General features: G+C 41.1%; 13 protein-coding genes. 6 read left to right on the top strand and 7 right to left on the bottom strand.

Annotated features, from left to right (window positions below; translation table 11 throughout):
- Positions 1-28: 28 nt before the first annotated feature.
- Genes AC1D0K_RS08500 through AC1D0K_RS08490 form a run of 3 tightly spaced genes read right to left on the bottom strand, consistent with a single transcriptional unit; the run spans position 29 to position 2,756 of the window.
- Entirely contained in the window at positions 29-928 is a 900-nt protein-coding gene (locus AC1D0K_RS08500) for a sugar transferase (RefSeq protein ID WP_477391726.1), read from the bottom strand.
- Between the two features lie 12 nt (positions 929-940).
- Positions 941-1,714 carry a class I SAM-dependent methyltransferase gene (locus AC1D0K_RS08495; RefSeq protein WP_477391727.1) on the bottom strand — a complete coding sequence of 258 codons (774 nt, stop codon included), beginning with the start codon at positions 1,712-1,714 and terminating at the stop codon, positions 941-943.
- A gap of 31 nt (positions 1,715-1,745) precedes the next feature.
- The gene (locus AC1D0K_RS08490; protein ID WP_477391728.1) at positions 1,746-2,756 is read right to left on the bottom strand and encodes a glycosyltransferase; all 1,011 of its coding nucleotides are present in this window, start codon (positions 2,754-2,756) and stop codon (positions 1,746-1,748) included.
- A 53-nt stretch (positions 2,757-2,809) separates the two neighbouring features.
- On the opposite strand from AC1D0K_RS08490, the gene AC1D0K_RS08485 reads away from it, so the two are divergent.
- Positions 2,810-4,285, top strand: a complete 1,476-nt coding sequence (locus tag AC1D0K_RS08485; RefSeq protein ID WP_477391729.1) for a lipopolysaccharide biosynthesis protein — start codon at positions 2,810-2,812, stop codon at positions 4,283-4,285.
- A 24-nt stretch (positions 4,286-4,309) separates the two neighbouring features.
- Here the strand turns inward: AC1D0K_RS08485 and AC1D0K_RS08480 are convergent, their stop codons facing one another.
- From AC1D0K_RS08480 to typA, 3 genes are all read right to left on the bottom strand, one after another.
- Entirely contained in the window at positions 4,310-5,392 is a 1,083-nt protein-coding gene (locus AC1D0K_RS08480) for a right-handed parallel beta-helix repeat-containing protein (protein WP_477391730.1), read from the bottom strand.
- Between the two features lie 138 nt (positions 5,393-5,530).
- On the bottom strand, positions 5,531-6,016 hold the full coding sequence (locus AC1D0K_RS08475; RefSeq protein ID WP_477391731.1) for a hypothetical protein: 486 nt from the start codon (positions 6,014-6,016) through the stop codon (positions 5,531-5,533).
- A 106-nt stretch (positions 6,017-6,122) separates the two neighbouring features.
- A complete protein-coding gene (gene typA / locus AC1D0K_RS08470) occupies positions 6,123-7,934 on the bottom strand; it encodes a translational GTPase TypA (protein WP_477391732.1) in 1,812 nt (603 codons plus the stop codon).
- A 110-nt stretch (positions 7,935-8,044) separates the two neighbouring features.
- Here typA and AC1D0K_RS08465 point away from each other — a divergent pair, with 110 nt between their 5' ends.
- Entirely contained in the window at positions 8,045-8,551 is a 507-nt protein-coding gene (locus AC1D0K_RS08465) for a hypothetical protein (RefSeq protein ID WP_477391733.1), read from the top strand.
- 17 nt (positions 8,552-8,568) lie between these two features.
- Here the strand turns inward: AC1D0K_RS08465 and AC1D0K_RS08460 are convergent, their stop codons facing one another.
- On the bottom strand, positions 8,569-9,357 hold the full coding sequence (locus AC1D0K_RS08460; RefSeq protein WP_477391734.1) for an alpha/beta hydrolase: 789 nt from the start codon (positions 9,355-9,357) through the stop codon (positions 8,569-8,571).
- A 161-nt stretch (positions 9,358-9,518) separates the two neighbouring features.
- Between AC1D0K_RS08460 and AC1D0K_RS08455 the strand changes: the two genes are divergently transcribed.
- From AC1D0K_RS08455 to AC1D0K_RS08440, 4 genes are all read left to right on the top strand, one after another.
- Positions 9,519-10,226 (top strand): alpha/beta fold hydrolase, encoded by a 708-nt coding sequence (locus AC1D0K_RS08455; RefSeq protein ID WP_477391735.1) that lies wholly within the window; start codon positions 9,519-9,521, stop codon positions 10,224-10,226.
- A 125-nt stretch (positions 10,227-10,351) separates the two neighbouring features.
- Positions 10,352-11,443 carry an ATP-grasp domain-containing protein gene (locus AC1D0K_RS08450; protein ID WP_477391736.1) on the top strand — a complete coding sequence of 364 codons (1,092 nt, stop codon included), beginning with the start codon at positions 10,352-10,354 and terminating at the stop codon, positions 11,441-11,443.
- A 241-nt stretch (positions 11,444-11,684) separates the two neighbouring features.
- Complete coding sequence (locus tag AC1D0K_RS08445; protein WP_295720968.1) at positions 11,685-12,782, top strand: carboxylate-amine ligase; 1,098 nt, start codon at positions 11,685-11,687, stop codon at positions 12,780-12,782.
- Positions 12,783-12,882: 100 nt separating this feature from the next.
- Positions 12,883-13,707, top strand: a complete 825-nt coding sequence (locus AC1D0K_RS08440; RefSeq protein ID WP_477391737.1) for a type 1 glutamine amidotransferase — start codon at positions 12,883-12,885, stop codon at positions 13,705-13,707.
- The last annotated feature ends 259 nt before the right edge of the window (positions 13,708-13,966 follow it).

Raw genomic sequence — 13,966 nt, 5'->3', positions numbered from 1 at the left:
TTAATCATTTAAACCCCGATGAGACAAGTTACCCTACCTTTTGCCGTACAAAACGCACCGCCCGTTGCAATAAACTGCCCTTACGGTGAGCCAGGAAATGTTTTATAGCATGATAAGCCTTTTCATTCTCCTCAATTACATCAGGGAATTTTTTAACGGGTTGCTGGGAGATATGCACATCGTACATGTTTTCTTTATTGCTATGTACTCCTGTGCCATCATGCCCTATGTTATTAACGAGGGAGCGGGATGGATTTAGCGTAAGGCCGCCTTTTAAAAATATGGAAGCATACCAGCGTATGGCCCATGAATTATTTTTGCCAGCCTTAAACTCCTGTATCTGTTTCCAGAAATTCATCTTGCCCTCAATTGAAAAACGAAGGATCTTTAAAGTATCAAACTGCGCTATCAGCTTATCAATGTCAGGTTCAAAACTATCCCAGGAATGTGCCCATGTTGCCCACCCCCAGCTGCTTGCAGCCCGGTAAAAAAATGACTCGGGCAGATCTTTTTCTTTTAGATTATACATGTAAGCACCTATATGCATCACTTTGGGTTGGTTAGCATACAGCGTTAACGCTTCATTAAAATATTGCAAAGTATAGGGCGATGATAACAGGTCATCCTCAAATACAATCACTTTACCATACTCGTATACCAATTGAGTAACGCCGCTAATGATCGATTCTGCTAAACCCAAATTATGATCGCGCAAAATAACTTTTACCGATTTAAACCCTGTTGTTTCCTTAGCTACCTGCCTCACTTCATCAACATTGGCGCGGTCGGCCTCTGTTTTGGGAGCATCGCAAAAAATGTACAAACGCGATTCATCGGCCAATACATTTTTTTGTAAATGTATAAGCGTCCGGCGCGTATGATCGGGCCGGTTGTACACAAACAAGGCTATTGGGGCAAGTTTTTGCATCGATCAAAAAAATCAAAATAATTCTGGTTGCTGACTGGCTTTTTTACACAAAACGGTATAAGCGTTTGCAAATTGTTCGCTAACCTTTTTTCCCATCAATTTACTTAATGTTTGTTTCACGGTAAACTCAGCCGCTATCCGCAGGTTTTTCAAAAGGCTCTTAGGTTTCTTTTGATTAACATACATATTAAACCTGGTTACCTCTGGCTCAATCATAGATGTAAGATCATTTTCAACCTCAAAACCCTCTGTACTCAACAGGTAACGTAAGGAGGTTGGCGTGTATACATTAATGTGCCCATAAGCCAAAAAGTGTTTAATACGGGTATCAACGCCGGTTTTATAATCGCGCGGCACCTCAATTACACAACGCTTAGCAACCCGTTTTATCTCGCGCAGCAGCATACGTTCATGCTCCACATGCTCTAATACATGCGAAAGGATGATCAAATCAAAGCTATCATCGGCAAAAGGCAATTTATAACCATCAAATACCTGTGCCGCTTTCAGATTTTTTATCCCACGCGACAAGATGTACTCCACCCCACTACCCGAAATTTCTGCCGCCTGGTATTCGGGCGCGAAGTTATTGTCAGATAAGATCTTCAAAATACTGCCGTCGCCTGCGCCAACTTCCAGCACATTGGCAAAAGTTAAGCCTTTGCATACATCAATGATGTGTTGTGCCTTATACTTTGCGCCAAGCATGCGCCAGGCCTCATCGTGTTTTTGATAAAATTGATCGTATGCGGTTTTAAATTCGCCGCCAATAATTGATTCCTGCATTATTATACGAAGGTAAAATTTTTATTGCTTATTAAAACTTTTCCGGAGCAGCTTTCCCCAGTTTACCACTAAGGCCATCATTTACTGCTGCAACTAATTTATTGTATTCTTTTTGTTTTGAACTCAGCCTGCTTACTACCCATAAATAACCGAGGTACAAGCCTTTATTTAACTTAAAAATCAGGCGGGAACGTATAGTCACCTTTGAATAAAAATACATCCGGTTACGTATGGCATAATAGGTTCTGAAACTCCACAGATCCAACAAATGCGAATGGAAAGGTTTAGGCTGATAATTGATACCCTGCGATTGATCAATATCAATAACCTTGCAAGCGGGTATTAGCCAGATGACAGCGCCTGATTGTGTGATACGATAAGTATATTCCGAATCATCTACATAAACAAAAAACTTTTCGTCGGGATAACCAATCACCTCAACTAACGAGCGATGCATCAGCAACCCACCGTAAGGTACATAGGGCATCATCGCTTTATCCTGGTAAGGTACGCCCGCTCCAAACCTGTCGTTCTTTTTATATCCCCGGTTTTTAAGGATATTAAAAATACTAAAGCCCATAAAATTATCGGGCACCAGGTAATACCTCGACGAGTTTTCGCCACGGGCTATTTTAACATGGGGCAGCCTGTCTTCGCGCAAGCAATAAAGCGCCTTTTTGTTATTCTCTCCTCCTATTTTATCCCATTGGGCAAGCAGGCCTGCAAGCGCGTTTTCGGCCGGCATATTATCATCATCAAGCAGCCACACCATATCTGCATCAGTTTGCTGATAAGCATATTCAATAGCCTGTTTATATCCCCCGGCCGAGCCTATGTTTTCTTCATTATTTAAAACAACAACACGATTATCATTCAAGCCGGCAACCTTATCATCCACACTATAAGCCGACGCGTTATTAACCACCACAACCTGTGTTACCTGCGCCAACGATAGCAGCCTGTTTAGCACCTGCTCCAAAAATTGCCACCTATTTGCATAGGTAACCGTTAACACACACACTTTATATTTTATATTTGCCATCGAATGCGTCAAAATTATCATTTTACTTCATACAATACACGGCTAAAAACTGAATGGGCATAATAAAGCAACAAACAATTAAGGGTTCCATTTATTCGTACCTGGGTGTTTTAGTTGGTTTCCTCACCGTAACTGTCCTTCAGCCTTATTCGTTAACACCGGCCCAAATAGGGCTTATAACGCTACTTGCTTCCTTATCCGCTTTATTTGCCCAATTCTTCATACTTGGCTTTAATGGTACAGCAAGGTATTTCCCTTACTTCCGCAGCGAGGAAAAGCAACATCATGGCTATTTGTTTTTGGCGTGCCTGGTAGCCCTGGTGGGTACCGTATTACTTTTACTGTTCATGTATGCATTTAAGGATGTAATAGTTGGCCGGAATGCCAAAACCATTCTATTTAAACAGTACTACTGGTACTTGTTGCCGCTTACCTTTTTCACCTTATTCTTTAATGTATTTGATCTGTATGCCCGGATGCTTTATAACATCACCACGGGCCTTATACTAAGGGAATTTACTAAAAGAATTTTCATATTAATACCCATTCTGCTGGTCTACTTTCGCTTGATTGATTTTGATTTGTTTATGATACTTTGGCTTGTAGCCAACGTGATCACCACCTTTCAAATCATGGCAAGACTCATTAAAGACAAGCAATTTTCGCTTAAGCCCAATTTTGAATTCCTGGATAAAGACATGATCAATAAATTAGTTGGTATTTGTTTTTTTACCATCTTAACAGGCTCGTCGCCTTTAATTATCCAGAATATTGATACGTTACTTATTTCAAAAAAACTGGACCTGGCCCATACTGGTGTATATGCGCTGGCTTTCAATTTTGGACTCATTATTTCATTGCCTTCGCGGTCATTATACAGCATCTCCTACACCATTGTTTCTGAATCATGGAAAACAAGCGACCTGAAAAACATCAACACTGTTTATGAGAAAAGCTGTGTAAACCAGATCATCAGCGCGCTATTTTTGTTTGTGCTGATATGGGCCAGTATTGACAATGTTTTTGCTTTTTTACCTCCCGATTTTAAGGCCGGTAAGTACGCCGTATTTTTTGTTGGCCTGGGGTATTTTATCGACTCTGCTACGGGTATTAACCTGGTGATATTGGCCACATCAAAATATTTCAGGTATGAGGCCCTGTTTAACTTACTACTTGTACCGGTTATTATTATTTTAAATTTAGTCCTGATACCTAAATATGGCATTACCGGGTCAGCCATCGCATCGGCAGCAACTTATTTTATTTTCAACCTTTTCAGGTATATATTTATCTGGGTAAAATTTAAAATGCAGCCGTTTGACTTTAAATGCTTACTGGCATTAGTAACGGGCGTGCTTGTTTATTACCTGTCGTTATGGATCATTCCGCATGTGCAGAATTATGTTGTTGATACTATTTTACGCACAGCCTTTATTACCGCGCTTTATTTACCGGCTGTTTACTTTTTAAAACTATCCGAGGATATCAACGGAATCATTGATAGCCTGCTGCTTAAACTCAAACGCTAATTTTACTAAAAAGCCGGCAAAGTATTATTGAGGTGAAGGCAGCGGCTCATACACCATATTTTCGGGAAGAATGCCTTCAAATAATTGAGCGTTGTAAATGTTGGTACCCCAGCCTGCAGGAATAATATCGGCAGGAAAAACATAGATATTGCTTAATTTATTCTCAGAATTTTTGAAATTCACTGCATTTTTGCCCATAAAAATATTTGAACTCGGCAGCCCCGAATAATTACGATAATATAAACCCACATTAGTAAAGGATTGAGCCTCGCCATATATGGTGTTATTAACTATAGACATATTACTACCCCCGGAAACGGCCATTCCATATTCACCGGGATCCACCAGTAAATTATTTTTTGCTACCATATATGAACCGCCACCATCGCCAAGCATAATGCCACCACCTGAATGACTCGGTCCGCCGCCTCTTATCCAGTTGCCTTCTATTAAAATAGGGCTTAAAGGCAACCCATTGCTTTTTAACATGCTTATAACATCTTCCGCGTAACTCTTATCTAAAACATTTTCAACTTTATTAAATCTTACCTGGTTGCCTGCTCCGCTTACATTTTTAAATTGTACAAATTGGCCTTCGGGAAAAGGCCCCAGCATATTTTTAGCCTGGCAATTGGTAACACTAATCGTTTGGCTATTTTCGGCAGATATCCCCGTCGGAACTTCGGACAGGTAGCAGCTATCGATTTTAATATTGGTACACTTGGATATATTAATGCCAGGCCTTTTTCCATTACTTACCTGGCAATGTTTAATGGTAATATTCTCACAGCTTACCAGCGTTATTTGCGATGTTGATATTCCGCTTATAATCGCATTGTGAACGGATGTCAATGTCAGCGGTTCAGAATACCTGAACTGTATGTTTTGAGTTTCAGCTGCGTACATCTCTTTGACTATGGCTGCACCTATAGTGTTATATCCAGTATCAATACTGTTGGTATTGAGTTTTCCGGTATCAGCAACAGGGGGCGCGCCATTATCGATGGCAGATTTCTTTTTGCAGGAAATAAAAAATGGAATCAATGATAAAGAGATACAGAACGCAGCAGCTTTTAATATTGAAAGTACTTTTGTACATCCACACATGCGGTTGATTTTTTGTGTAAGGTTTAATTATATTACCAAGTCAAGTACCATTGATTGCCAAAAATATGCTTTTTGGCAATCAATGGTGCATAAAAAAGTGTGCAGGTATTTACTTACCGATTTGTGATTTTTTTCATATTATTCAACGGCAAGTAATAATCTGATGGTTGTATCTATAAAATGCAACTTGCTGTTTTCGTATTTCTCTATTTTTAAGTGTTCTTCTTTTTCCCTAAAACCGTCTAAAATACTAATAGCCTTTTTCCTTGTAGTTTGTGATATAGAGACGGCATATTTTTCAACAAGGCCATATGCCTCATACCGCGACTCGTATTCATGTTCGCATAAAACCCTGATAAATGTCAGGAAATGCTTTTTCGCGTTCAGGTTATCCAACGCGTATAATAACGTTCCGGTATAACTCATTATGGACGGATCATTTATCTTTTTTACGATATATGAAACAGCCTTCTCATAACCCAGATCGGCAAAGAGCAGGGCAATCCGATTGCGCACACCTGCATCCTTGGTGACCATAAATATGCGCAGCAAGTCTTCTTTGTCGCCCTCATCAAGATTTTCGATAGTAATTGAATTTATAGCATTACTTAGTTCTTTAGTCATATAAGCATGCCATTTATAACGTCAGCGGTATTTGTTCTGCTAATATATCACAAAAAAAGCCCTCCGGGATTACCGAAGGGCTTTTGTATTTTCATTTACTAACCTATTATTGGTTTGTAAATCTCTTAGCGTTAATACGTCTTTCGTTTTCGTTCAGGAATATTTTACGTAAACGGATGCTTTGTGGTGTTACCTCAATGTATTCATCTGCCTGGATATACTCCATTGATTCTTCTAAAGAGAATTTAATAGCTGGTGCAATCCTAACGTTTGTATCACTACCTGATGCACGCATGTTGGTTAACTGCTTGCCTTTGGTTAAGTTAATAACCAAATCGTTATCGCGGATGTGCTCGCCTAATACTTGTCCTTCGTAAACATCAACTCCCGGATCAATGTGGAACCTGCCACGATCCTGTAATTTATCAATAGCGAAAGCAGTGGTTTTACCAGTATCCATTGATACCAATACACCATTTAAACGACCAGGGATAGTACCTTTCCAAGGCTCATATGCTTTAAAGCGGTGAGCCATGATAGCCTCGCCACCTGTTGCTGTTAATACGTTGTTACGTAAACCGATGATACCACGTGCCGGGATATCAAATTCTAAGTGTTGTAAATCGCCTTTAGGCTCCATTACCAACAAATCGCCTTTACGTTGTGTTACCAACTCAATTACTTTACCAGCAACGTCGCCCGGTACATCAACAATAAGGGTTTCAACCGGCTCACATTTAACACCGTCAATTTCTTTAACGATAACCTGTGGCTGACCAACCTGCAACTCATATCCTTCGCGACGCATGGTCTCGATCAATACAGATAAATGGAGAATACCACGACCATACACCAGGTATGAATCAGGCGATTCGGTTTCAACAACCTTAAGCGCCAGGTTTTTTTCCATCTCTTTGTACAAACGGTCACGTAAGTGGCGTGAAGTAACAAATTTACCTTCTTTACCAAAGAAAGGTGAAGTGTTGATGGTGAACAACATGTTCATTGTTGGCTCATCAATTTTGATAACCGCCAGTTGTTCTGGTTTTTCAAAATCAGCGATAGTATCACCAATATCGAAACCTTCGATACCAACTACAGCGCAGATATCGCCCGAACCAACTTCTGTTGCACGTACTTTACCTAAACCTTCAAAAGTATAAAGTTCTTTAATTCTTGATTTTTGGATAGTGCCATCGCGTTTTACCAAAGATACCGGTTGGTTTTCTTTAATAGTACCACGAGCTACACGACCGATAGCGATACGACCTACGAATGAAGAATAATCCAAAGAGGTGATCTGCATTTGTAAAGTACCTTCTTCTATAGGTGCAGGAGGGATGTTAGCTAATATAGCATCCATCAACGGGAAAATATCTTCTGTAGGTTGTTTCCAGTCGGTGCTCATCCAGCCTTGTTTTGATGAACCGTAGATAACCGGGAAATCCAGTTGATCTTCAGTAGCTTCAAGATTGAAGAATAATTCAAATATTTGTTCGTAAACTTCTTCAGGGCGACAGTTTTCTTTATCTACCTTGTTTACAACCACAATAGGTTTTAGGCCTAAAGCCAAAGCCTTTTGGGTTACAAAACGAGTTTGAGGCATAGCACCTTCAAAAGCATCGCAAAGTAATAATACACCATCAGCCATTTTCAATACACGCTCAACCTCGCCACCAAAATCGGCGTGACCAGGAGTATCAATAATGTTGATTTTAACGTCTTTATACATTACTGAAACGTTTTTTGATACGATGGTAATACCTCGCTCACGTTCCAGGTCATTGTTATCCAATATCAATTCACCAGTTTCCTGACCATCCCTAAAAATGGCGCAACTGTGTAAAATTTTATCAACCAAAGTGGTTTTACCGTGGTCAACGTGTGCGATAATCGCAATGTTTCTTATTTTTTGCATGAAAAATGCTCTTCTAATTTTGGCGCAAAGGTAACGTTAATATATGAGATTATAAAACGTTGTCAAGTTATTAGCCATTTAATTATTTTTTGCTGACATTTGAAACAACGATGAAAAAATGCCTAACCCTCTTATTTTCAATAGTAATTATTGCAAATACTGCAAAAGCCCAAAGCAACTGGGTAACTTACAGAGCCGACAATCGTATTTCTGTTAAATTTCCGACTGAGCCAAAAGAGCTAATAAAAGGCAGCTATGGCATGGCACTTAAGGATAGCAGTAATGCATTTGTTTTAACTGTTGTTGATTTTGAAGAGGTAGCCCATATTGATTCAACAGCACTGGCCCCATATAAATCTACACCTGAATTTGCAGCTCAATTAAAAGCAGGGATGAATAAAAGCCTGCCAAACGTAACCCTTGAAGATTTTAAGATAGGTACATGGAAAGGCTTTACAAATTACACCTCATCCGGAACGGATAATTTAAAAAATAAATACAATTTATTTATGCTCCTTATTGGCAATAAACTTTACAGCCTTTCAACTATTATAAAGAGTAACGCAACCACAAACTTAACGTCCGATTATTTTTCTTCAATTTTATTAAGTAACTAATACAATTCATCATCCAGCTATCGGCCATGAGCCCAACTCAAAAACTTACCCATTACCCTACCCCAGGTTTCGGCATTGTGATTGCCACCAACCACCTCTACATATTGAATGTCCTCGGGGCGTGAATAGCCTTTTGCTTCCAGTTCTTTGATCAAATCGATGGTATCATCAATAGCATCAATAATTCCATTCTTATTCCTATCGCTGGTTTCGTCCTTAGTACCGGTTTGCAGCCAAAATTCCAAATCTGGCTTATCAACGGTTTCTCTAACCAAAGCGTGTGCTATCCTGTCATTATCGGTATAACCTTTAGCCAGGTCTTTGCTCCTCCACCAAAACGAACCCGAGAATACGCCCACCTTATCAAATATATCCGCATTGTTCCAGCCAATATCAAAGGCTGATAATCCGCCTAAAGAAAAACCTGCAAAAGCGGTACTTTCAAATTCGTTGATGCCCGTATAATTTTTAACCTGCGGCAACAGTTCGGTGATGATGAATTGAGTATAAATATCAGCCATTGCACCGCGGTTTTTAAAATCGGGCCTGCCTGCAACACCGTATTCCTGCAAGCGGTCTTCGCCGGCATGTATGGCTACAATCAACAATGGCTTTAGGCGATTACTGTTGTATAACTGCTCCAGCGTTTGGCTCAATCCAAGACTTTCAAGCTCCTGGCCGTCGTTCAGTAACAACAGACTTAAAGGCCCTGCAATTTCCTGTTCATCGGGCATTAAAATGGTACAAGTTACCTCCCTTTTCAGCAGCCCGGAGTTTATAGTTATTATTTTTTCAGTAATCGTCATCTCTGTTTCAGCCCAGCCCAAATACATTCTATGTTAAATTTAAAGGGTGCAAAAGTACGCTATGTTTTTTATTTATTAAGCTAACGTATTAATTTATCAGTTAGTTGCCATTTTCAGTTAAACCACTTAACTTACATCTCTGAAAACATAAACCGACCATTTTGACAGAAAAATATCACCGCTGGTACTCGCCAAACTTAAACTTACACGTTGAAATGCTGGTGTTCGGCGATAAGGGATTTCCTGTTATTCTCTTCCCCACAACTAAAGGTCGTTTTCATCAAAACAAGGATTTTGGCTTGATAGATAGCGTAAAATGGTTTGTAGATGAAGGACTGGTGAAAATTTATTGCCCCGATACGCTTGATGACCGCACCTGGTATGACAAAGGCATTCACCCTGCCGACCGCGCCCGCAATTACAGCTGGTACGATAAAATGCTGGTAAACGAACTTGCACCCTGGGCCATGCATGAAACCGGCGTAAACAAAGTGGCTATGGCAGGCTGCAGTTTCGGTGGGTATCATGCTGCCAACTTCGCTTTTAAACATCCCGAAAAAGTGGCGCATTTATTCACCATGGGTGGCGCATTTGATATCAAAATGTTTACCGATGGATTTTACAACGATGATATTTTTTATAACAACCCTGTAGATTACCTGCCGGGCAGCGACCGGCGCGAATTATGGGAGATGAATATCATCCTCGGCACATCCGAGCGGGACATCTGCAAAGATTATAATATCCAGCTATCAAACATTTTAAACAAAAAAGGCATTAACCATTGGCTGGATATTCGCCCAAATGCCAATCACGACTGGCCGATATGGAAGGAAATGTTTCCGCATTACTTATCCACGATAAAATAGAATCAAGAAACAAGAGTCAGGAATCAAGACAAAAGACGATAAAATCTAAAACTAAAATCTACACATAAACAGCCAGGAGCCCCAAATGCAAACTGCAAACAGGCAACTGCAAACTGAACAACACTATGAAAAAAATAGGCATCTTATTCGGACAGGAAAATTCATTCCCGCAGGCATTTGTGGATAGGATAAACCAAAAGGCTGAGAAAAACATTTCGGCAGAATTTGTACGCATTGATAAAGTTATACAGGCCGAACCACTGGATTACGCCGTGATCGTCGACCGGATCTCTCAGAATGTTCCCTTCTATCGCGCGGCATTAAAAAACGCAGCTATTTGTGGTACCGCCGTTATTAACAACCCTTTTTGGTGGAGCGCCGACGAAAAATTTTTCAACAATGCCCTTGCTGTAAAAATTGGCATTCCGGTTCCCAAAACCGTAATTCTGCCCTCAAAGGATCTGCCCGATGATACTACCGATAAATCGTTCCGTAACCTGGCCTATCCGTTGCACTGGGAAGGAATCTTTGACTACGTTGGATTCCCGGCCTATATGAAACCTTTTGATGGCGGTGGCTGGAAAGAAGTTTATAGATTAGAAAACAAGGAAGACTTTTTTGCCAAATACAACAAAACCAAGCAATATGTAATGATGTTGCAGGAGGAGGTTGTTTTTGACGATTATTTCCGTTGCTATTGCATTGGTGGTAAACATGTGCGCATTATGCAGTACGAACCACGCAACCCACATCACCTGCGCTATGAGCACGGTAAGGCACCTGCGTCTAAAAAGCTATTAGAAACCATTAAGGATTATGTAATTAAGCTTAACCAGTTTTTAGGCTATGATTTTAATACCGTTGAGTTTGCTATCCGCGATGGTATCCCATACGCTATTGATTTTTGCAACCCCGCGCCCGATGCCGAAGTGACCAGTGTAGGCCAGGAAAACTTTGAATGGGTAGTTGAAACTGCTGCTGATTACGCCATTGAACGCGCCAAAAAACAAAAAGACGGTTTAGATAACCTTACCTGGGGCGAATATGTAAAAACATCTGCTGCAAAAACACCGTTGGTTAGTGTAAAAGCAAAACCCGTTAAAGCAGATGTAACTGTTGCCGCAGTTGACCATACTATTGAGGCAGAAGGAAAAGTGAAGAAAGAGAAAGTAGTGAAAGCGAAAAAAGTAGAAGAACCGAAGAAAGCCAAAAAATAAACGAATGTCATTTCGAACGAGGTACGAGGAGAAATCTTATACTGTTTGCTAATCCGACTATGTAAATGGCGGGCCAGGCGTAGAAGATTTCTCCTCACACCTGGGCTCAAAGCCAGCCCCCGTTCGTTCGAAATGACAACTTGTTTTTAACAATTATATCCCGTTGCCTGTGTCCTCACAGGCAACTATTATGATCGCCTGTGAGGACACAGGCGATAGGTAAAATATAACCTAACCAATTATGAACAAGTTTACCTTAGGTGTTGAAGAAGAATTTATGGTGATTGACCCTGTTACCAGGGAACTAAAATCGCATGAGCAAAAAATTGTGGATAGCGCGCAAAAGATCCATGAAGACCAGGTGAAGGCCGAAATGCACCAGGCCGTAGTAGAAGTGGGTACCCACATTTGTAAAAACACACAGGAAGCCCGCAAGGAAGTAGGTAAACTGCGTTCCACCGTTGCACAACTGGCTGGTGATATCGGTTTGCGGATTGGCGCAGCGGGAACGCACCCGTTCTCGCACTGGCAACACCAGTTGATTACCGATCATCCACGCTATTTTGAAATAGTGGATGAAATGCAGGATGCTGCACGCTCAAATCTTATTTTCGGGCTCCATGTTCACGTGGGCATCCAATCGCGGGATATGGCTATTCATATTGCCAACCAGGTACGGTACTTTTTACCGCACGTTTACGCGCTATCAACCAATTCGCCTTTTTGGGAAGGCCGCAATACAGGCTTTAAATCATTCCGGACAAAGGTATTTGATAAATTTCCACGTACCGGCATTCCCGATTACTTCAGCAGCATTGAGGAGTATGATAATTACATCAAGCTGTTGGTAAAAACCAATTGTATCGATAACGCCAAAAAAATCTGGTGGGATATCCGGGTACACCCGTTTTTCGAAACCATTGAATTCCGCATTTGCGATTGCCCCATGCTGGTTGATGAAACCATTGCTTTTACAGCGCTTTTCCAGGCTTTGTGCGCCAAACTTTATAAGCTGAGGCAACAAAACATGAAATTTATTACCTACTCCCGCGCACTCATAAACGAAAATAAATGGCGTGCCGCACGTTATGGTATCGATGGTAAAATGATCGACTTTGGTAAAGAAATGGAAGTAAATACACGGTCGTTGGTACTGGAACTACTTGATTTTGTTGACGATGTAGTTGACGAACTTGGCTCGCGCGATGACTTGCAATACGTGCATAAAATACTAGAACATGGCACAGGCGCCGACAGGCAGTTGGCCGTTTACCAGCAAAACAATAACTTTGAAGACGTGGTTGATTACATTACCTCGCAAACTTTAAAGGGGTTGTAGACAGCCCAACCCCTCTCCGTTAGTTAACGGAAGGGCTTTTATATATATTAAAAAACGAAAGTCTCTCCGCCTGCTGGCGGAGGAGATTTAGAGGGGGCTTATGAAACCGGAAATAAAAGTAGCCATACTTGATCTGTACAATGGGATAGCAAACGAGGGGATGCGCGGTTTCCAGGATATTTTAAACAGGTATAAGGCGCAGCACAATTTAAATATTACCTACAAAATTTTTGATGTTCGCAGGGGTTGCGAAGTACCGGGGCTTGATTTTGATATCTACATTTCGAGCGGTGGCCCAGGTAGTCCGCTGGACGAAGGAACGGAGTGGGAGAAAAAATTCTTCAGGCTGACAGACAGATTGGAAGATCATAACCTATCCAATACAACAGATAAAAAGCATGGCCTGTTTGTTTGCCATTCCTTCCAGCTGATGTGCCGTAAGTACGAATTGGGCGATATTAATACCCGTCGTTCCCCCTCATTTGGCGTATTACCCGTACATAAAACTGAACAAGGCTTTAACGAGCCTGTTTTTGAAGGCCTTGCCGAACCTTTCTATGCCGTGGATTCGCGCAGCTGGCAGGTGATCAACCCCAACCAAAACCGGTTTAAGGAATTAAACATGCAATTGGTAGCTATTGAAAAAGAGCGTCCTCATATTGATTTACCGAGGGCTTTGATGGCTATCCGTTTTAATGAGTATTTTTTTTCGACCCAGTTTCACCCCGAGGCTGATGCCAACGGAATGCGAAACCTGTTGTTAAAAGACGAAAAGAAACAAGAAGTGATCAACGAGCATGGTGATGTAAAATATAAAGAAATGCTGCAGCACCTTGCCGATCCTGAAAAGATAACCCATACGCAAAAAACCCTGATCCCTAACTTTTTAGATCAGGCTGTGATGAGCTTGCAGGGGGTAATGTAACCCATACTATCCATCTCATTTGTCATCCTGAGTCGTAAAATCCGGTGGCCTCTGAAGGAGAAAATGCCGTAACAAAAATGGCTGTCATCCTGAGCCTGTCGAAGGATAGCGGGCAAAGGCCTCTCCGCGCGAGTCTTCGACAGGCTCAGACTGACAGACCCACACGCCTCAAAATCCAATACGTCATGGTTAACATAGTGAAAAATCTGTTATCGAACTATGCATATCGTATAAGCTTGGTGCACATTACTATTACAAT

It is taken from the genome of Mucilaginibacter sp. P1_A3, from assembly GCF_056406855.1.
Note: the sequence above shows the minus strand (reverse complement) of the source record. Positions and strands in the feature narration are given on the sequence as shown.

What these genes read in the sequence shown, in the direction of transcription:
- AC1D0K_RS08500 (WP_477391726.1), bottom strand. Translation starts at nt 928, where the DNA reads ATGCAAAAACTTGCCCCAATAGCCTTGTTTGTGTACAACCGGCCCGAT.
- AC1D0K_RS08495 (WP_477391727.1), bottom strand. Translation starts at nt 1,714, where the DNA reads ATGCAGGAATCAATTATTGGCGGCGAATTTAAAACCGCATACGATCAA.
- AC1D0K_RS08490 (WP_477391728.1), bottom strand. Translation starts at nt 2,756, where the DNA reads ATGGCAAATATAAAATATAAAGTGTGTGTGTTAACGGTTACCTATGCA.
- AC1D0K_RS08485 (WP_477391729.1), top strand. Translation starts at nt 2,810, where the DNA reads ATGGGCATAATAAAGCAACAAACAATTAAGGGTTCCATTTATTCGTAC.
- AC1D0K_RS08480 (WP_477391730.1), bottom strand. Translation starts at nt 5,392, where the DNA reads ATGTGTGGATGTACAAAAGTACTTTCAATATTAAAAGCTGCTGCGTTC.
- AC1D0K_RS08475 (WP_477391731.1), bottom strand. Translation starts at nt 6,016, where the DNA reads ATGACTAAAGAACTAAGTAATGCTATAAATTCAATTACTATCGAAAAT.
- typA (WP_477391732.1), bottom strand. Translation starts at nt 7,934, where the DNA reads ATGCAAAAAATAAGAAACATTGCGATTATCGCACACGTTGACCACGGT.
- AC1D0K_RS08465 (WP_477391733.1), top strand. Translation starts at nt 8,045, where the DNA reads ATGAAAAAATGCCTAACCCTCTTATTTTCAATAGTAATTATTGCAAAT.
- AC1D0K_RS08460 (WP_477391734.1), bottom strand. Translation starts at nt 9,357, where the DNA reads ATGACGATTACTGAAAAAATAATAACTATAAACTCCGGGCTGCTGAAA.
- AC1D0K_RS08450 (WP_477391736.1), top strand. Translation starts at nt 10,352, where the DNA reads ATGAAAAAAATAGGCATCTTATTCGGACAGGAAAATTCATTCCCGCAG.
- AC1D0K_RS08445 (WP_295720968.1), top strand. Translation starts at nt 11,685, where the DNA reads ATGAACAAGTTTACCTTAGGTGTTGAAGAAGAATTTATGGTGATTGAC.
- AC1D0K_RS08440 (WP_477391737.1), top strand. Translation starts at nt 12,883, where the DNA reads ATGAAACCGGAAATAAAAGTAGCCATACTTGATCTGTACAATGGGATA.